Below are 17,434 nucleotides of genomic sequence, written 5' to 3' on the forward strand. Positions count from 1 at the left end.
TACGTCCTCACTCCGCTCCGGGCGCCTGACCCATTGCTGAGCCCCCGACGACCGGCCCGAGACGCTCCGCTGGCCGGTCATGTGACGTGCCGGCCCTTGCCCGAGACGGGGCAGGAGGTCTTGACCGGGCAGACCCGGCACTTGTTGTTGACGACGGCGTCGAACGTCGAGGCGGCCATCGTCTTCGCCGTCTTCTTCACCAGGGCCTGCGCCCAGTTGGGGTCGCCGGACTCGGCGAGCGGCGGCTGGACCTGCTCGCGGGCGGCGCCGGTCTCGCCGCCGAGCTGGACCAGCGACGCGCCGCCGGGGACGGTGGACTCCTCGAACGCGCCGAGCTCGATCGCCGCCTGGTAGGCCGCGAGCTGCGGATGCTCGGCCAGGTTGGCGTTGGCCGGGATGGACTTGCCGGTCTTGAGGTCGACGACGACGAGCCGGCCCTGCTCGTCGAGCTCGAGCCGGTCGACGCGGCCCTTGATCTCGACCGGGGCCTCGGGGTCGGCGAGCTCCACGAGGAAGTCCTGCTCGATCGCGACGAGCCGGCGCGGGTTGCCGGCGAGCCAGCCGATGAGCTTGTCGAGCATGGTCTCGGCGCGGTCCCGCTCGCGGCCGGCGAGCCAGCGCGCGGACAGCTCGATCGCGTCGAAGCGGTCGGCGACATACGCGACGAGCTGGGCCCGGTCGGCGCTCGCGTCGGAGGCGAGCATCGCGGCGGCGTGCACGAGGTTGCCGATCGACTGCTCCGGCGACGGGGACAGCTGCCCGCCGTGCCGCTCGAGGAGCCAGCGCAGGCTGCACCGGTCGACGCTCTCCACCGTGGACGGGGTCACCGTCACCGCCTCGCCCGGGTCGACCAGCGGCCGGTCGTCCGACAGCGGCGGCAGCCCCCACCAGCTGTCCGGGTCGGCGCCCGGCACGCCCTCGGCGGCGAGCCGGGCGAGGATCGCGGCGGCCGCGGCGCGGCGCTCGTCGGTGGCGTCGGGGTCGATGAGCGCGACCCGCAGCTCGGCGACGAGCGTCGGCAGGGTCAACGCCCTGGGCGGCCTGCCCATAATCGCGTTGTTCACGCCTCCCGCGAACACGACGGCGCCGTCGAGCTCCGCGTCCTCGTCCTCGTCGGCGTTGATCAGCTCCAGCAGGAACCGGCTCGGCTGCTCCTCGCCGTCGCCGGAGGCGACCGCGGTGACGATGACCTGCTCGCGGGCCCGGCTGACGGCGACGTAGAAGAGCCGGCGCTCCTCGTCCAGCAGCGCCGACAGCCGGCCGATCGTCTCCATGGTGCGCCCGGCGAGGACCTCGACGAGCAGCTCGGAGCCCAGCACGCTGCCGCGCAGCCGCAGGTCGGGCCAGACCCCCTCCTGCACGCCGGCGACGGCGACGACGTCCCACTCGAGGCCCTTGGCGGCGTGCGCGGTCAGGATGCGGACCGCCTCGCCGCGGTCGGCGGACGGGGCGAGGGAGTCCGCGGGCAGGTCCTGGCCCTCGACGTGGTCGAGGAAGACGGCGGTGCCGGCGCCGGGGAGCCGGTCGGTGAAGCGGGCCGCGGCGTCGAACAGCGACACGACCGCGTCCAGGTCACGGTCGGCGGCAGCGCCGCGGTGACCGCCCCGGGCACTCAGGGCCGCCCACCGCTCGGCGAGGCCGCTGCCCTGCCAGGCGGCCCACAGCACCTCCTCGGCGGTGGCGCCGGGGCGGGCGGCGGCGTCCCGGACGGCGGCGAGCAGCTGCCCGACGGTGCGGGCCGGCGCCGCCCACCGGCGCTCGACGTCGGCCAGCTCCTGGGGGCGGCGCAGGGCCTGCAGGATCAGCGGGCCGGACGGCCGCCGGTCGCCGGCGGCGAGCGCGAGGGCGCGCAGGCCCTGCCGGAGGCGCCGCTCGGCGAGGGGGTCGGCGCCGCCGAGCGGTGAGTGCAGCAGCGCGATCGCGGCGTCCTCGTCGAGCCGGGCGTCATCCAGCGCGCAGCGCAGGAGCAGCAGCAATGGCGCGATCGCCGGCTGCAGGTGCAGCGGCAGGTCCTCGGCCTCGGTGACGGTCGGCACGCCGGCCGCGTGCAGCGCCCGCTGCAGCGGCGCCAGCTGCCGGGCGGTGGAGCGCACCAGGACCGCCATGCGGGACCACGGGACGCCGCGCAGCAGGTGCGCCTCCCGCAGCCGGTGCGCGAGGAACGCCGCCTCGGTCGTCTCGGAGCCGAACGTCGCGGTCTCCACGGTGCCGCCGGGGCGCTGCGCCTCCAGCAGCCGGTGCCGGGCGGGGCCGCGCAGGCGCGCCGCGATCCGGCGGGTCGGCGCGAGCAGCCCCTCGCCGAGCCGGCGCGAGCGCGGGAGGGTGACCTGCGGCGCGGGCCGCCCGCCGGCGGTGCGGAACCGGTCGGGGAACTCGCCGACGATGCCGGGGTCGGCGCCGCGGAACGCGAACGTCGAGGAGTCCGGGTCGGCGAACGCGACGAGGTGCGCGCCCGCCCCGGCGATCAGGTCCAGCAGCTCGATCTGGGCCGGGTCGGTGTCGGGCAGCTCGTCGAGGTAGACGTGGTCGATGCGGCGCCGCTCCGCGGCGAGGACGTCGGGCTCGTCGGCCAGCAGCCCGGCGGCGGCCCGCACCAGCTCGGCGTAGTCATAGGCGACGGCGCCCCGGCTGGTCGCGTCGCGCAGGGCGAGGACCTGCAGATACTCCTCGAAGAACCGGGCCGCGGCGGCCCAGTCGGGGCGCCGGTGCACGCCCGCGAGCCGGGCCAGCCCCGGCGGGTCGACGCCCCGCTCCACGGCGCGCAGCAGCAGGTCGCGCAGCTCCGTGGCGAACGCCCGGGTGGCGAGGGCGCCACGCAGCGCCTCCGGCCACGGCGCCGGCGAACCCTGCAGCAGCTCGCGGATGACGAGGTCCTGCTCGGGGCCGGTGAGCAGCCGGGGCGAGGCCTCGCCCCGCTCGACGGCGGCGCGGCGCAGCAGGCCGAACGCATAGCCGTGAAACGTCCGCACCATCGGCTCGGCGGTGGTGCGCAACCCGGCCGCGCGACCGAGCCGGGCCTCGATGCGGTCCCGCAGCCGCACCGCGCCGCGCCGGCCGAACGTCAGGACCAGGATCCGCTCCGGGTCGACCCCTTCGGCGACCCGGGCGGCGACGGCCTCCACGAGGGTGGTCGTCTTGCCGGTGCCGGGCCCGCCGACGACGAGCAGGGGGCCGGCGCGGTGCTCCACGACGAGCCGCTGCCACGGATCCACGTCGATCGGGACCGCCGCCGGGACGGGCCGCCGCACCAGACGGTAGGCGCGGCGGGGGGAAGCGGTCGCGGTCACGCCGCTATGCAATCACGACGGTCCGACAGTTCCTCCGAGGAGGCTCGCTTCCAGCAGGTCGAGTGACTCGGACACGTCGCGGGACACCAGCAGCATCGACAGCGCCGACGGGCGGACGAACTCCTGGGTGGTGAGGCCGCGCAGCCAGTCGAGCAGACCGGCGTAGAAGCCGTCGGCGTCGAACAGCAGCACCGGCTTGCGGTGCAGGTCCAGCATCGCGGTCGTCCACACCTCGAACAGCTCGTCGAGGGTGCCCAGGCCGCCGGGCAGGACCACGAACGCGTCCGCCTTCTCGATCATCAGCGTCTTGCGCGACGCCATGCCGTCGGTGACGACGAGCTCGTCGGACTTGGTGTCGGCGACCTCCAGGTCGACCAGCGACTGGGGGATCACACCGTAGGTGCGGCCGCCGCCGTCGCGGGTGCCGTCGGCGACGGCGCCCATCATGCCGACGCAGCCGCCGCCGGAGACCAGCTCGTGGCCGCGGCGGCCGATCTCCAGCCCGACCTCGTGCGCGAGGTCGAGCCAGCGCCGGTCGAGCCGCTGCGAGGAGGCGCAGAACACGCCGATCGCGGCCATCAGCCGCTCGCCTCGCGGGCCGTGCGGCGGGCCGAGGCGGCCTCGACGTCCTCCTCGCCGGCCTTGACGATGTGCCGGACGGCCTCGTCGACGTCGTCGGTGAGGAACAACAGGTTGAGGTCCTCGGGGCCGATCTTGCCGTCGACCTGCATGGTGTCGCGGATCCAGTCGACCAGGCCCTGCCAGTACGCGGTGCCCATCAGCACCACGGGGAAGCGGGTGACCTTCTTGGTCTGCACCAGGGTCACCGCCTCGAACAGCTCGTCGAGGGTGCCGAACCCGCCGGGCAGGACCACGAACGCCTGCGCGTACTTGACGAACATCGTCTTGCGGGCGAAGAAGTAGCGGAAGTCGATGCCGAGCTCGACCCACTCGTTGAGCCCCTGCTCGAACGGCAGCTCGATGCCGAGCCCGACCGACAGCCCGCCGGCCTCCGCGGCGCCCTTGTTGGCCGCCTCCATGACCCCGGGGCCACCGCCGGTGATGACCGCGTAGCCGGCCCGGGCGAGCGCCGCGCCGAGGTCCTCGCCGAGCTTCCACTCCGGGCTGTCCGGCTTGCTGCGGGCGGAGCCGAAGACGCTCACGGACGGCGGCAGGTCCGCCAGGGTGTCGAAGCCCTCGACGAACTCGCTCAGGATCCGCAGCGCCCGCCAGGCGTCCTTCGTCTTCCACTCGCCGCGCAGGTGCGAGTCGAGCAGACGCTGGTCGGCGGTGCTCAGCGGAATCGAGTCGCGGCGCAGTGTCACCGGTCCGCGGTGCCGCTCGGGCGGCTGACTGGTCCTACCCTCGGTCATGGTCCCCACCGTACGTGGATCTCGTGATGCAATGCAGCCATGGGGCGTCCTCGGGGGATGATCGGCGCGCTGGCGGTCACGGTCATCGCCGGTGTCGGTGTGATTTGGTACGGCTTCGGCACCGCATCCGTGCCGACGGCCGCTCCGTCGCCGTCCCCGGCGCTCTCCTCGGCGCCGCCGGCGGCTCCGTCGCCGTCCGCCGTGCCGTCCGTGGGCCCGTCCTCGACGTCGCCGTCGCCCGCGGCGGTGGTGGTCACCGCGGTCCCCGCCCGCGGCACGGGGAAGTTCGACTTCAGCGGCACCGGCGCGGCGCGGGTCGGTGGCGCCGGGCGGCTCGTGCGGTACACCGTCGGCACCGAACAGGGGTCGGGGGTCGATCCGGAGGACTTCGCGGCGGCCGTGCACGCGACGCTCTCGGACCCGAGAAGCTGGATCGCCGGTGCCAGGTTCTCCTTCCAGCGGGTGCCGGCCGGGCAGCCGAGCGAGCTGACCGTGCACCTGGCCACCCCTGGCACGACCGACACGATGTGCGCGAAACGCGGGGTGCGCACCCGCGGCGAGGTCTCCTGCCGCGGCGGGCGGGACGTGATCATCAACCTGAAGCGGTGGCAGCTCGGCGTCGCCTGGTACCCCCGGCTCGCCGACTACCGCGACATGGTGGTCAACCACGAGGTCGGGCACTTCCTCGGCAACGGCCACGTGGTGTGCCCGCGCAAGGGCGCGCCGGCGCCGGTCATGGCCAGGCAGACCTTCGGGCTGGAGGGCTGCGTGCAGAACCCGTGGCCGTATCCGGACGGCAGGACCTACGTGACCGGCCCGGCCGCCCCGCGCTGATTAGCCCGAACGTCGCGCTCCGGTGAGAAATCAGGTGCAGAGGGCAACGTTTTCCGGTGCCGTCGCGTCGTACCCGATATACCGGACGGCAAGGCATAGGGGGTGACCGGCATGACACGTGCGGATCACGATCGTCGCAAGCGGCAGATGAACCGCCGGATCCGTGAGGTCCTCGCGGTGCGCCGCTCGCTGGCCGCGATGGACCCCCGGGTCGAGCCCCCGGATCCGTCAACGCACGACCGCTGAGGTCGGTTACGGCCCGGTGGTCAGCCAGCGCCGCACCACGTCGGCGCCCTCGACGATCTTGTCGATCTCGACGTGCTCGTCCTGCTTGTGCGCGAGGTTCGGATCACCCGGGCCGTAGTTGAGTCCCGGGATGCCCAGCGCCGCGAACCTGGCCACGTCCGTCCAACCCAGCTTCGCCCGCGGCGGGCGGCCGATCGCGGCGAGGAACTCCCGGGCGGGCGGCGCGTCCAGCCCTGGCAGCGCGGCCGGCGCCGAGTCGACGACCTCCAGCTCGAAGCCCGCGAGCACGTCCCGCACGTGCGCCGCGGCCTGCTCCTCCGAGCGGTCCGGCGCGAACCTGAAGTTGACCTCGACCACGCACTCGTCGGGGATGACGTTGCCGGCCACCCCGCCGCTCACCCGGACCGCGTTGAGCCCCTCGCGGAACTCGCAGCCGTCGATGATGACCGTGCGTGGCTCGTACCCCAGCAGCCGCTGCAGAATCGGGGCGGCCTTATGGATCGCGTTGTCCCCGAGCCAGGAGCGGGCCGAGTGCGCGCGCCTGCCCCAGGTGCGGGCGAGGACCCGCAGCGTGCCCTGGCAGCCGGCCTCGACCAGGCCGTGCGTCGGCTCCAGCAGCAGCGCGAACGAGGCGTCCGTGAGCAGCCCCGGCCGGCCGTCGGCGAGGATCTTCAACCCGTTGCGCGCCGAGTCGACCTCCTCGCACTCGTAGAACACGTACGTGACGTCGTGCCGCGGCTCCGGCTCGGTGACCGCGAGGTGCAACGCGATCGCCGTGCCCGACTTCATGTCCGAGGTGCCGCAGCCGTGCAGCAGGTTGCCCTCGGTCCGCGACGGCCAGTTGTCGTTGAGCGGCACCGTGTCCAGGTGCCCGGCGAGCACGACCCGCTCCGGGCGGCCGAGCTCGGTGCGCGCGACGATCGTGTGCCCGAACCGCTCCACCTTCAGCGCCGTGCCGCTCAACGCGTGCTGGACCTGGTCGGCGATGTCCGCCTCGTTGCCGGACACCGACTCGATGTCGACCAGGGCACGGGTCAGGGCGACGGGATCGGCGAGCACGTCACGGGAAAGCATGCCCATACCCTAGATGCGGTAGCGTTCGACCACGTGACGACCGCCTACATCGACTCCCCCGCCTGGGGGCTTGGCCTGGCCACCGTGACCGCCTCCGGGCAGGTCCTGGACGCCTGGTTCCCCACCGGTCACCTCGGCCTGGGCCCGGTCCCCGCCGAGCTCCCGGCGCTCGCCCCGACCGGCGAGGCGCCACTGCCCTCGCTGTCGATCGAGGTGGTCCGGGTCGAGATCGGTTCGCTCGGCGACGCGCCGGCCTCCACCGCCGACGCGTACCTGCGGCTGCACCTGCTCTCGCACCGGCTCATCCAGCCGCACCAGGCCAACCTCGACGGGCAGTTCGGACTGCTCGCCAACGTGGCGTGGACCTCCGCCGGCCCCTGCCTGCCCGAGCAGGTCGACGAGCTGCGCCTGGCCTCGGGCCGCCGGCTCACCGTCTTCGCCATCGACAAGTTCCCGCGGATGGTCGACTACGTCACCCCCTCCGGCGTCCGCATCGCCGACGCCGACCGGGTCCGCCTCGGCGCGCACCTCGCGCCCGGCACCACCGTCATGCACGAGGGCTTCGTCAACTTCAACGCCGGCACCCTCGGCTCCTCGATGGTCGAGGGCCGCATCTCCGCCGGCGTCGTCGTCGGCGACGGCACCGACGTCGGCGGTGGCTCCTCGATCATGGGCACCCTCTCCGGCGGCGGCAAGGAGGTCATCCGCCTCGGCGAGCGCTGCCTGCTGGGCGCCAACGCGGGCGTCGGCATCTCGCTCGGCGACGACTGCGTCGTGGAGGCCGGCTGCTACATCACGGCGGGCTCGAAGCTCACCCTCCCCGACGGCACCGTGGTCAAGGCCCGCGAGCTGTCGGGCGTGCCCAACCTGCTGTTCATCCGCAACTCGGTCTCGGGCCGCCTGGAGGTCCGCGAGCGGGCGGGCCGCGGCATCGAGCTGAACGCCGCACTGCACGCCAACTGAGCTCGCTTCCCGTGATCCGGTAGACCTTGTGAACCCCTGGGTGCACAAGGTCTACCGGATCATGAGGTCAGGCGTCTCGCGGCTTCCGCGACGCGTTCGTCGGACGCCGTCAGGGCGGCCCTGACGTGCCGCTGGCCCTCCGGGCCGTAGAACGCGCCGGCAGCGGTCAGGATGCCGCGCTCGGCGAGCCACGCCACCGTGTCCCAGGAGTCCTCGCCACGGGTCAGCCACAGGTACAGCCCCGCCTCGGAGTGCTCGACGGTGAAACCGGCCTTCTCGAAGGCGGCACGCAGCATCGTCCTGCGGGTGGCGTACCGCTCGCGCTGGACCCGCACGTGCTCCTCGTCGCCGAGGGCGGCGACCATCGCGGCCTGGACCGGCGCGGGGACGATCATGCCGGCGTGCTTGCGCACCGCGAGCAGCTCCTCGACCAGGGCGGGGTCGCCGGCGACGAAGCCGGCGCGATATCCGGCCAGGTTGGAGCGCTTCGACAGCGAGTGCACCGCGAGGACGTTGTCGAAGCGGCCGTCGCAGACCGACAGGATCGAGACCGGCTCGGCCTCCCACGGCAGCGGCAGGTAGCACTCGTCGCTGGCCACGACCGCGCCGCGTTCGCGGGCCCAGTCGACGACCTTGCGCAGGTGGGCGGCGGGCAGCACGCGACCTGTCGGGTTGGACGGCGAGTTGACCCACACCAGGCGGACCCGCGCCGGGCCGAGCGACGTCAGCGAGTCGGCGCGGACCACGGTCGCGCCGGCGAGCTGCACGCCGACCTCATAGGTCGGGTAGCACACCGGTGGGATGACCACGGTGTCGCCGGGGCCGAGCCCGAGCAGCGTCGGCAGCCACGCGACCAGCTCCTTCGAGCCGATCGTCGGCAGCACCCCGAAGCCGTCGCCCGCCGGCGCGCACCAGCGGGTCACCCAGTCGCGGATCGCGGCCCGCAGCGCGGGCGTGCCCGCGGTCAGCGGGTAGCCCGGCGAGTCCGACGCCTGGGTGAGCGCAGCACGGATCGCCGCGGGCACCGGGTCGACGGGCGTGCCGATCGACAGGTCGACGAGGCCGCCCGGGTGTCGGGCCGCGGCGGCCTTCGCCGGCTCCAGCCGGTCCCACGGAAAGTCCGGCAGCCCGGCAGCGAGCGCGCGCCGGGCTCCGGGCGGCACGGTGCCGGTCAGTGGTCGTGCTCCTGCGGCGGCAGGCCCGCAACGAACGTCGCGTCCTTCTCGACCTTCCCGACCTTCGAGGCGCCACCGGGCGAACCCAGCTCGTCGAAGAACGTGTAGTTGGCGCCGACGAAGTCCTTCCACTTCTCCGGGACGTCGTCCTCGTAGAAGATCGCCTCGACCGGGCACACCGGCTCGCAGGCACCACAGTCGACGCACTCATCCGGGTGGATGTAGAGCATGCGGTTGCCCTCGTAGATGCAGTCGACAGGGCACTCCTCGATGCACGCCTTGTCGAGCAGATCCACGCAAGGTTCGGCGATGATGTATGTCACGGGTCGCCCTCTTTCGCGCCTGAGGCTGCCAACGTGGTTGGCGAACCCCGCCGCATCCCTACCGCGGCGGGTACGAGCCTAGTATCCCGTCCGGCCGGAGGTGCAGCGTGCTCGGTCCACAGCACGTGGGAAGTCGGGTCGTGGTGCGCCGCATCGTGGGACTTCGCGACGATCGGCCCGTGTACTCGGACATTCTGGGCCACCTCGTTGAGGCGACCGAGACACATCTCACAGTGCGTGCGCGCGACGGAGCCATCCGCGTTCCAACGGCTGAGATCTACCGGGCCAAGACTATCCCCGACCGGCGCCGTTTCACGCCGACCGAGGCCCTGGAGGTCGCCGCCGCGGCCGGCTGGCCCGCCCGCGAGCGCGGCCAGCTCGGCGACTGGCTGCTGCGCGCCACCGACGGCTGGACGATGCGGGGCAACTCCGCGCTCCCCGTCGGCGACCCCGATCTGCCGCTGTCCGAGGCCGTCGACGAGGTCACGCGGTGGTACCAGGACCGCGGCCTCCCCCCGGCGATGAGCGTGCCGCTGCCGCTCTTCCAGCGCATCGACGCCGAGCTGGAGCGGCGCGGCTGGACGCCGATGCCGCTGACGCTGCTCATGACGGCCCGGCTGGCCGACCTGGCGGCCCAGGAGGACCCGCGGGTCACCCTCGACGCCGCACCGTCGCCGGAGTGGCTGACCGCGGTCGCCGGCCGGAAGGGTCCGCTGCCCGCCTCCGCGATCGACGTCCTCACCGGGGTGCCCCAGGTGCGCTTCGCCACGCTCCGCGACGAGGGTGACGCGTTGCTCGCGACCGGGCGGGGCTGCGTCGCCGACCCGGACGGGCGCTGGCTGGGCCTGGCGCTGATCGGCACCGAGGAGCGCGCCAGGCGGCAGGGGCTGGCCCGCCGGGTGATCGCGGCGCTCGTCGCGTGGGGCGTCGCGGCCGGCGCCACCGACGCCTACCTCCAGGTGGAGCAGCGCAACGTGGGCGCCGTCGCCCTGTACGAACGACTCGGCTTCACCACGCACCACGTCTACCTGACCCGCTACCTGCCCGCGTGATCCAGTGGACCTGGTGTACCTGCCGGTGCACGAGGTCTACCGGATCATGAGGGCCGGCTAGCGGCGGACGACGCGGCGGGGCTTGGTGCCGGCGCGGTCGATGTAGCGCTTCCACGACTGCGACCGGTAGTCCAGGCCGAACGTCATCAGCGCGAGCACGCCCAGCACGGCGCCGATCGCGGACAGCCCGACGAAGTAGAAGAACTGGCGGAACACCAGCCCCACCCCGTCGCCGAACGGCGTGGCGCCCGACACGAACGGGCCGACCACCACCGCGAGCACGCACGCGGCGACGACGGCGATGCCCAGGTCGGCCACCACGCGGAGCATCGAGTGGCGGCGCGCATACCAGAACGCGATGGGGATCATCACGGCACCGACCGCGAACAGCGCCCACAGGCCGATGGTGATCTGCTTGTCGTCGTCGCTGCCGGCGGCGAACCGCACGACGAGCCGCGCGACGACGTTGACGAGGAAGAGTGCCCCCGCGACGAGGCCGACCGGCAGCCACCGCTCCTTCATGCCACGCCTCCGCTTGGTGCTCGTCCGCCGCTGGCCGCCCACGGTCACGGACGGTGCGGGAACGTGTCTACCTGTCCACGCTCCGTGGCGCAAGAGGGGTTGCCTTGGAGTTGGCTGAGGGCGCGAGTTGCCGCCGGAGCACATGCCGGTAGATGGCGACCGCGAACACGATCGGACCGCCCAGCAGGGTCAGCAGCCCGACCCAGTTGTCATCGGTCAGGATCAGGTCCCGCTCAGCGGTGGGAGCGGCGGCGAGCACCCACACGACACACCATGCCCCGGCCGGCAGCAGCGCCGCCAACGGCCGCCCGGTCGACCTGATCGCGAACCACACGAGCAGCGGGTTGGTCACCAGCGCCAGGACCGGCGACACCGGAAGCCGCCAGTTCCACCCGCCGGGCTCGGAGAACCCGAGATCGGAGACGCGCAGCGGGACCAGGAACGCCTCGAAGACCGCGAGGAGCAACGCGAGCAGCACCGCGACGACCAGCGCGACGATCGTGAGCGGGAGGTCGAACGGCCCACCCGCCACCTCCGCCTTCCCCACCGGCGCGACACCGTCGGGCACGGTGAACCCGGTGTCCGGCGCGAACACCTCGCCATCGGCACCGGCGTTGACCGGCGCGTCGACCGACTCGTCGGAGGACGCCCCGGTCGACGCCTCGGCGGCCGCCCCGGTCGACGCCTCCGCGGCCGGCCCGGTCGACGACTGGTCGGCGCGCGCCGCGGTCCCCGGCTTCCGTTTCGTCACGACGCCGCGGTCTCCAGCTGCGGGGTGACCGCTTCGACGTCGACACCGGAGAAGAGGTCCTCCTCCCAGCCGTGCGGACCCACGCCGGGCCCCTTGACCCCGCGGGCGAGCTGGTAATACTCCACGCCCATGAACTCGGCGCCGAAGTTGCCCGCGATCGCGAACAGCCACGACGACGGCGGGATCTGCGTCGCGTGGGCGCGCAGCGCGGCGGTCTTCTCCTCGGCGAACTCGTGCCCGTCCAGCCGCGCCGCGATCTCGTGGTCGGCGGTGCCGAACGGCAGGTCCTCGGGCTTCTCCACGTCGGCGAACGGGTTGTCCGACGAGTCGCGGAACTCCGCCATCCCCGCCTCCAGGACGCTGCGCGGCACCGCGGTCCAGTAGACCTTCACCGGCGCGATCCCCTCGGCGTCGGCCAGCTCGACCGCCCGCATCAGCACCCGGTGGGCCTGGATGTGGTCAGGGTGACCGTAGAAGCCGTTGGGGTCATAGGTGACGGCGACCTGCGGGCGGACCTCGCGGATCACGGCGAGCAGCTCTCCCGCGGCGGCGTCCAGGTCGGCGCCCCAGAACGCACGGGGGTGCTCGTTGGGCTGGGTGCCCATCATCCCGGAGTCGCGATAGCGTCCCGCGCCGCCGAGGAACCGGTGGTCGGTGACGCCCAGCCGGCGACACGCCTCCTCCAGCTCCGCGATGCGGTATCCGCCGAGCTGGTCGGCCGCACCCGCGGCGAGCCCGGCGAGCTCCGGCCGGTGGATCTCGCCCTCCTCACCGAGCGTGCAGGTGACCAGGGTGACGCGCGCGCCGGCAGCCGCGTAATGGGCCATCGTCGCGCCGGTCCCCATCGACTCGTCGTCGGGGTGCGCGTGGACGAACAGGATGCTCCGAGCACTCACAGCGCCAACTCTACGACGTGCGTATGACACTTCCCCCGCGGCGCGGCCCCCGCGGAACATGACAATCGCGCCGCTTCGGGTAAACATTCCGGGGTGGACTATCCGGAGTTGGCCGCGCGCACCCGACGCTTCACCTACGGCGCACCCCGCGCCGTGACGGTGACCTCCGACGGGGCGCGGGTGGTGTTCCTGCGCTCGGCCGGGCCCGAGGACAGCAGCGACGCACTGTGGGTGTACGACGTGGCGACCCGGGCCGAACGCCGCCTGGCGGACCCGGCGCAGCTGCTGGGCGACGACGTCGACCTGCCCGCGGCGGAGCGGGCGCTGCGCGAGCGGCTGCGGCTCTCGGCCGGCGGGATCGGGTCCTACGCGATGGACGCCGCCGGCGTGATCGCCGTCTTCCCGCTCGGTGGCCGGCTGTTCCGGGTGGACCTGCTGACCGGCGACCTCACCGAGCTGCGCACGGCCGGCCCCGCCGTCGACCCGCGCCCGGACCCGGCGGGTCGCCGGGTGGCGTACGTGACCGGTGGTGCCCTCCGGGTGATCGAACCCGACGGCACCGACGCCGTCCTCGCCGGCGAGGAGGGTGTGACCTGGGGTCTGGCGGAGTTCATCGGGGCCGAGGAGTTCCACCGCTTCCGGGGGTACTGGTGGGCCCCGGACGGCCGCAGCATCCTCACCGCGCGGGTCGACGAGTCGAGGGTGCCCCGCTGGCACCTGCACGACCCGTCGCAGCCGGACCAGCCGCCGACGTCGGTGGCGTATCCGCACGCCGGCGCCACGAACGCCAAGGTCACGCTGCACGTCCTGGACCTGGACGGCGGCTGGGTGGACGTGCACTGGGACCGGGAGACGTACCCGTACCTGGTGGAAGCCTCCTGGACCGAGCAGGGCGGACCGCTGCTCACCGTGCTGCGCCGCCTCCAGCAGCACGGCCTGGTGATCGCGGTCGACCCGCGGACCGGCGAGACGCAGGTGCACGCCGAGCTGGCCGACCCCCGCTGGGTCGAGCCGGTCCCCGGCACCCCGCAGCACCTCGTCGACGGGCGCGTCCTCGTCGGCGGCGAGCTGGCCCACGACGGCTACGACTCGCGCTGCCTCTTCGCCGACGGCAGCCTGCTGACCCCGCCCAACCTGTACGTGCGGCGGGTCGCCGGACGGCTCGGCGCCGACCTCGTCGTCGAGGCCAGCGAGGGTGAGCCCAGCGAGCAGCACGTGTTCCGCATCCCGGTCTCGCACGCCGGCGCGCAGGCACAGCGCCTGACGGCGGAGCCCGGCTGGCACGTCGCCCACGCCGCCGGACGGACCGTGGTGATCGGGTCGCAGACCCTGGAGCACGCCGGGTGGCAGTACACCATCCGCCACGACGACGCGGTCATCGGGACCATCCCGTCGCTGGCCGCGACGCCGCCCTTCGCGCCGAGACCGGTGCTGGAGCGGGTCACGGACCGGCGGCTGCCCACCGCCGTGCTCTACCCGCGCGGCCACGTCGCCGGTCGCCGGCTGCCGGTGCTCGTCGCGATCTACGGCGGCCCCGGCCACCAGGAGGTCGTCGCCGCGCGGGCCCGCTGGATGGAGAAGCAGTGGTGGGCCGACGCCGGGTTCGCGGTCGTCACGATCGACAACCGGGGCACGCCGGGCGTGGCGCCGAGCTTCGAGAAGGCCATCCACCGGCGGTTCTCCGACGTGATCCTCACCGACCAGGTCGACGCGCTGCAGGCCCTCGCGGAGAAGCACCCGGACCTGGACCTGGACCGGGTCGCGATCCGCGGCTGGTCGTTCGGCGGCTGGCTGTCCGCGCTCGCCGTGCTGCGCCGCCCCGACGTCTACCGCTGTGCGGTCGTGGGCGCCCCGGTGACCGACTGGGAGCTCTACGACACCGCCTACACCGAGCGGTATCTCGGACTGCCCGCGGAAGCGCCGGAGGTGTACGGCCACAACTCGCTGATCGAGCTCGCGGCGGAACCGCCGGTGCGGCCCGAGGAGGCCCGCCCGATGCTGCTCGTGCACGGCCTCGTCGACGACAACGTGGTCGCCGCGCACACCCTGCGCCTGTCCGCGGCGCTGCTCGGCTCGGGCCGCCCGCACTCGATGATCCCGCTGACCGGCGCGACCCACATGGCCGCCGGCGGGCTGGCCGAGAAGCTGCTGCGCATCGAGCTGGACTTCATCCGGCGATCCGTATCGTGACGTCGCCGCCGAGGCGGCCGTCCCTGGGTTCCCTGGTCACCGCGCCGCTCTGCAGCAGCGCGGTGACCACCTTGACCGCGTCGGCGGCCCGGTAGACCGTCTCGGTCAGCGCGAAACGCTTCAGCTCGGTGACGGTGCGCCCGCCGGTGCGCAGGAGCGCCAGCAGTTCCCGCCGCAGCGCGCCCGGGTTCGGCTCGAGGGCGATGTCCATGAGGTGACCCTCGGGATCGTTCGGGTCGCGGTACCGCACCCCCGCGTACTCGTCGAGCGCCCACATCTCGTTCTTGAACGCCTCGAGACTCTTCGCCGACCGGGTCCCGAACCCGATCGTCCGCTCGTCGTGCCCCTCCACGAGCGTCACGGCGGCGGTGAGCTCGAACCCGCGCAGCTCCTCCCGCGGCACGTCCACGGTGATCACCTCGGCGGGCTTGCCGACCTGCACGACCGCCGGGTCGATCCCGTCGATCAGGGACAGCAGCGGGCCGGAGTGGGCGCCGAGCGCCTTCAGCATCACCGCCACCGATCCCGGCATCACGTGCACCGACAGCTCCGGCGGTGTCCGCAGCTCCCGCCGGACGCCGTCGAGCCGCCCCTGCACGTCGCCGACCTCGGGGGCCACGAACAGCAGCGTCAGCCGCCGCCTGGAGAGGCGGTCGCCGAACTCGGCACCCGCCCGCAGCGCCGCCTCCGCGATGTCACCGTCCAGCCCGGTCGCCGACGCCTGCAGGAACGTCGCCCCGTGCGGCGAGTGCACCGCCCCCGGCACCCACAGGTCGAGGTAGCGCACGAGGAGCTCACGGGTGACACCGGCGATGGACATGCTCTCTTTGTACTGGAAGCGGTAGCGTTTCCGGCATGACAGCAGTGCTCGGCAGCGACGAGGTGGCAACCGCGCTCGCCCACCTGAGCGGGTGGGCCGGGGACGTCGAGGGGATCGAGCGTTCCGTGACCGCGGAGACGTTCCTCGACGGGATCCGTCTGGTGGCGGAGGTGGCGCACGTGGCCGAACAGGCCGACCACCACCCCGACATCGACATCCGGTGGCGGACGGTGACGTTCCGCCTCAGCACCCACAGCGAAGGCGGTGTGACGGAGAAGGACATCACCCTCGCCCGCCAGATCAACGAGTTGATCGGGTAGGTCACGGTAGGACAAAGGGTCCGAATGTCGTAGGCGGTCGGTAGGGTCCAGACATGACCCACTTCGACGTGGCGGGCGCGGCGGTCGAGGCGGCCCTCGCAGCCGGGGCCCGGTATGCCGACGCACGCGTGATGCATCGGCGGTCCGAATCGATGAGTGCGCGCAACGGTGAGATCGAGGACCTGAGCCAGGCCGAGGACGCCGGGGTCGGTGTGCGGGCGCTGGTCGGGTCGAGCTGGGGCTTCTTCGCCCTGCCCGATCTGGGCCGGGACGCGGCGCGGCGGGCGGGTGAGCGGGCCACGGCGATCGCGCGGGCGTCCGCGACGGTGCCGGCGCCGGCCGTGGACCTGGTCGAGGTCGAGGCGCGCACGGACTCGTGGGCGAGCGTCTGCGAGGTGGATCCGCTCGGGGTGGCCCTGTCGACCAAGGGTGACCTGCTGACGGGCGCGACGGCCGAGGCGCACAAGGGCGGCGCCGACATCGCCGAGGGGATCTACCAGATCTGGGACACGCGGAAGTGGTTCGTGTCGTCGCAGGGGCATCGCATCGACCAGCACATCCGCGAGGCGGGCGCGGGCATCTCGGCGACCGTGATCGGCGACGGCGAGACCCAGCGGCGGTCGTATCCGTCATACCGCGGGCAGTATGGGACGAGGGGCTGGGAGCTCGTCGACGAGCTGGACCTGACGGCGCACGCGGCGCGGATCGCCGACGAGGCGCGGGCGCTGCTCACGGCGCCGCGGTGCCCGTCGGGTGAGACGACGCTGATCCTGGGCAGCGAGCAGATGGCGTTGCAGATCCACGAGTCGGTGGGGCACGCGATCGAGCTGGACCGCATCCTCGGCTGGGAGGCGGCGTTCGCCGGGACCAGCTGGCTGGATCTGGCGAAGCTCAACCAGCTGCGATATGGCTCCGAGCTCATGAACATCACGATCGACCCGACGATCCCCGGTGCGCTCGGGTCGTTCGGGTATGACGACGAGGGCACCCCGGCGGCGCCACGGCACGCGGTGAAGGACGGGATCTGGGTCGGCACCCTGGCGGGGCGGGACTCGGCGGCGGTCGCCGGGCTCGACTATGCCGGCAGCGTGCGCTCCGACGGCTGGGCGCGGCTGCCGATGGTGCGGATGACCAACGTCGGGCTGACCCCGGGGCCGCACAGCCTGGAGGAGATGATCGCCTCGACGGCCGACGGCGTGCTGATGGACTTCAACCGGTCCTGGTCGATCGACGACAAGCGGCTCAACTTCCAGTTCGGCTGCGAGATCGGCTGGGAGATCAAGGACGGCAGGCTGGGCCGGATGCTGCGCAACCCGACCTACACGGGCATCGGGCCGCGGTTCTGGGGGTCGATGGACATGCTGGGCTCGGAGCTCACCGCGTGGGGCACGCCCAACTGCGGCAAGGGCCAGCCGGGCCAGATCGGGCACACCGGCCACCCGGCGGCCGCGGCCCGCTTCCAGAACGTGCGCGTGGGGGTGCGGGGATGAGCGGTCCGGAGCGCAGCGGAGGTGGCGGCATGACCGGGCCGGATCGCGGCGCGGGAACCGCCTTGCAGGGGCGCAGGGTCGGCTCGGGGCGACGTCGGGGCGAAGCGGAGGTGGCGGC

At 73.4% G+C, this 17,434-nt stretch carries 17 protein-coding genes; 7 read left to right on the top strand and 10 right to left on the bottom strand.

Annotation, left to right across the window (positions count from 1 at the left end; all coding sequences use genetic code 11):
- Nucleotides 1-77 precede the first annotated feature (77 nt).
- Genes Dsi01nite_RS21540 through Dsi01nite_RS21550 form a run of 3 tightly spaced genes read right to left on the bottom strand, consistent with a single transcriptional unit; the run spans nucleotide 78 to nucleotide 4,660 of the window.
- Complete coding sequence (locus Dsi01nite_RS21540) at nucleotides 78-3,287, bottom strand: ATP-dependent helicase (RefSeq protein ID WP_203848017.1); 3,210 nt, start codon at nucleotides 3,285-3,287, stop codon at nucleotides 78-80.
- Nucleotides 3,288-3,299: 12 nt separating this feature from the next.
- Nucleotides 3,300-3,866: an LOG family protein gene (locus Dsi01nite_RS21545; protein ID WP_203848018.1), complete on the bottom strand. Its 567-nt coding sequence runs from the start codon at nucleotides 3,864-3,866 to the stop codon at nucleotides 3,300-3,302.
- The gene (locus Dsi01nite_RS21550) at nucleotides 3,866-4,660 is read right to left on the bottom strand and encodes an LOG family protein (protein WP_203848019.1); all 795 of its coding nucleotides are present in this window, start codon (nucleotides 4,658-4,660) and stop codon (nucleotides 3,866-3,868) included. The genes Dsi01nite_RS21545 and Dsi01nite_RS21550 overlap by 1 nt, the downstream gene beginning before the upstream one ends.
- Nucleotides 4,661-4,699: 39 nt before the next feature.
- On the opposite strand from Dsi01nite_RS21550, the gene Dsi01nite_RS21555 reads away from it, so the two are divergent.
- Nucleotides 4,700-5,494, top strand: coding sequence for a DUF3152 domain-containing protein (locus tag Dsi01nite_RS21555; RefSeq protein ID WP_203848020.1), 795 nt, complete (start codon nucleotides 4,700-4,702; stop codon nucleotides 5,492-5,494).
- Between the two features lie 111 nt (nucleotides 5,495-5,605).
- A complete protein-coding gene (locus tag Dsi01nite_RS58385; RefSeq protein ID WP_275423405.1) occupies nucleotides 5,606-5,740 on the top strand; it encodes a hypothetical protein in 135 nt (44 codons plus the stop codon).
- Nucleotides 5,741-5,746: 6 nt separating this feature from the next.
- Here the strand turns inward: Dsi01nite_RS58385 and dapE are convergent, their stop codons facing one another.
- Nucleotides 5,747-6,814 (bottom strand): succinyl-diaminopimelate desuccinylase, encoded by a 1,068-nt coding sequence (gene dapE, locus Dsi01nite_RS21560; RefSeq protein WP_203848021.1) that lies wholly within the window; start codon nucleotides 6,812-6,814, stop codon nucleotides 5,747-5,749.
- 33 nt (nucleotides 6,815-6,847) lie between these two features.
- On the opposite strand from dapE, the gene dapD reads away from it, so the two are divergent.
- Nucleotides 6,848-7,777 carry a 2,3,4,5-tetrahydropyridine-2,6-dicarboxylate N-succinyltransferase gene (dapD, locus tag Dsi01nite_RS21565; protein ID WP_203848022.1) on the top strand — a complete coding sequence of 310 codons (930 nt, stop codon included), beginning with the start codon at nucleotides 6,848-6,850 and terminating at the stop codon, nucleotides 7,775-7,777.
- 59 nt (nucleotides 7,778-7,836) lie between these two features.
- Here dapD and dapC read toward each other — a convergent pair whose 3' ends face one another.
- Complete coding sequence (dapC, locus tag Dsi01nite_RS21570) at nucleotides 7,837-8,940, bottom strand: succinyldiaminopimelate transaminase (protein WP_239136062.1); 1,104 nt, start codon at nucleotides 8,938-8,940, stop codon at nucleotides 7,837-7,839.
- An 8-nt stretch (nucleotides 8,941-8,948) separates the two neighbouring features.
- Nucleotides 8,949-9,275 carry a ferredoxin gene (fdxA, locus tag Dsi01nite_RS21575; protein WP_239136063.1) on the bottom strand — a complete coding sequence of 109 codons (327 nt, stop codon included), beginning with the start codon at nucleotides 9,273-9,275 and terminating at the stop codon, nucleotides 8,949-8,951.
- A 107-nt stretch (nucleotides 9,276-9,382) separates the two neighbouring features.
- Here fdxA and Dsi01nite_RS21580 point away from each other — a divergent pair, with 107 nt between their 5' ends.
- The gene (locus Dsi01nite_RS21580; protein ID WP_203848024.1) at nucleotides 9,383-10,327 is read left to right on the top strand and encodes a GNAT family N-acetyltransferase; all 945 of its coding nucleotides are present in this window, start codon (nucleotides 9,383-9,385) and stop codon (nucleotides 10,325-10,327) included.
- Nucleotides 10,328-10,384: 57 nt separating this feature from the next.
- On the opposite strand, the gene Dsi01nite_RS21585 is transcribed toward Dsi01nite_RS21580, so the two are convergent.
- From Dsi01nite_RS21585 to mshB, 3 genes are all read right to left on the bottom strand, one after another.
- Nucleotides 10,385-10,849: a hypothetical protein gene (locus Dsi01nite_RS21585; protein WP_203848025.1), complete on the bottom strand. Its 465-nt coding sequence runs from the start codon at nucleotides 10,847-10,849 to the stop codon at nucleotides 10,385-10,387.
- 67 nt (nucleotides 10,850-10,916) lie between these two features.
- The gene (locus Dsi01nite_RS21590) at nucleotides 10,917-11,600 is read right to left on the bottom strand and encodes a hypothetical protein (RefSeq protein WP_203848026.1); all 684 of its coding nucleotides are present in this window, start codon (nucleotides 11,598-11,600) and stop codon (nucleotides 10,917-10,919) included.
- Nucleotides 11,597-12,445: an N-acetyl-1-D-myo-inositol-2-amino-2-deoxy-alpha-D-glucopyranoside deacetylase gene (gene mshB / locus Dsi01nite_RS21595; RefSeq protein WP_239136067.1), complete on the bottom strand. Its 849-nt coding sequence runs from the start codon at nucleotides 12,443-12,445 to the stop codon at nucleotides 11,597-11,599. Before mshB ends, Dsi01nite_RS21590 begins: the two co-directional genes overlap by 4 nt.
- A 144-nt stretch (nucleotides 12,446-12,589) precedes the next feature.
- Between mshB and Dsi01nite_RS21600 the strand changes: the two genes are divergently transcribed.
- Nucleotides 12,590-14,686, top strand: a complete 2,097-nt coding sequence (locus tag Dsi01nite_RS21600; RefSeq protein ID WP_203848028.1) for a S9 family peptidase — start codon at nucleotides 12,590-12,592, stop codon at nucleotides 14,684-14,686.
- Here Dsi01nite_RS21600 and Dsi01nite_RS21605 read toward each other — a convergent pair.
- Nucleotides 14,664-15,506, bottom strand: coding sequence for a hypothetical protein (locus Dsi01nite_RS21605; RefSeq protein ID WP_203848029.1), 843 nt, complete (start codon nucleotides 15,504-15,506; stop codon nucleotides 14,664-14,666). The genes Dsi01nite_RS21600 and Dsi01nite_RS21605 overlap by 23 nt on opposite strands.
- A 35-nt stretch (nucleotides 15,507-15,541) precedes the next feature.
- Here Dsi01nite_RS21605 and Dsi01nite_RS21610 point away from each other — a divergent pair, with 35 nt between their 5' ends.
- Both Dsi01nite_RS21610 and Dsi01nite_RS21615 read left to right on the top strand, forming a co-directional pair.
- A complete protein-coding gene (locus Dsi01nite_RS21610; RefSeq protein WP_203848030.1) occupies nucleotides 15,542-15,826 on the top strand; it encodes a 4a-hydroxytetrahydrobiopterin dehydratase in 285 nt (94 codons plus the stop codon).
- Between the two features lie 53 nt (nucleotides 15,827-15,879).
- Nucleotides 15,880-17,316 carry a TldD/PmbA family protein gene (locus Dsi01nite_RS21615; RefSeq protein WP_203848031.1) on the top strand — a complete coding sequence of 479 codons (1,437 nt, stop codon included), beginning with the start codon at nucleotides 15,880-15,882 and terminating at the stop codon, nucleotides 17,314-17,316.
- Nucleotides 17,317-17,434 lie beyond the last annotated feature (118 nt).

Source organism: Dactylosporangium siamense, assembly GCF_016862795.1.
Lineage (GTDB): Bacteria > Actinomycetota > Actinomycetes > Mycobacteriales > Micromonosporaceae > Dactylosporangium > Dactylosporangium siamense.

Coding starts and splice junctions, on each gene's coding strand:
- Dsi01nite_RS21545 (WP_203848018.1), bottom strand. CDS start 3,866: ATGGCCGCGATCGGCGTGTTCTGCGCCTCCTCGCAGCGGCTCGACCGG.
- Dsi01nite_RS21550 (WP_203848019.1), bottom strand. CDS start 4,660: ATGACCGAGGGTAGGACCAGTCAGCCGCCCGAGCGGCACCGCGGACCG.
- Dsi01nite_RS21555 (WP_203848020.1), top strand. CDS start 4,700: ATGGGGCGTCCTCGGGGGATGATCGGCGCGCTGGCGGTCACGGTCATC.
- Dsi01nite_RS58385 (WP_275423405.1), top strand. CDS start 5,606: ATGACACGTGCGGATCACGATCGTCGCAAGCGGCAGATGAACCGCCGG.
- dapE (WP_203848021.1), bottom strand. CDS start 6,814: ATGCTTTCCCGTGACGTGCTCGCCGATCCCGTCGCCCTGACCCGTGCC.
- Dsi01nite_RS21585 (WP_203848025.1), bottom strand. CDS start 10,849: ATGAAGGAGCGGTGGCTGCCGGTCGGCCTCGTCGCGGGGGCACTCTTC.
- mshB (WP_239136067.1), bottom strand. CDS start 12,445: ATGGGGACCGGCGCGACGATGGCCCATTACGCGGCTGCCGGCGCGCGC.
- Dsi01nite_RS21605 (WP_203848029.1), bottom strand. CDS start 15,506: ATGTCCATCGCCGGTGTCACCCGTGAGCTCCTCGTGCGCTACCTCGAC.
- Dsi01nite_RS21610 (WP_203848030.1), top strand. CDS start 15,542: ATGACAGCAGTGCTCGGCAGCGACGAGGTGGCAACCGCGCTCGCCCAC.
- Dsi01nite_RS21615 (WP_203848031.1), top strand. CDS start 15,880: ATGACCCACTTCGACGTGGCGGGCGCGGCGGTCGAGGCGGCCCTCGCA.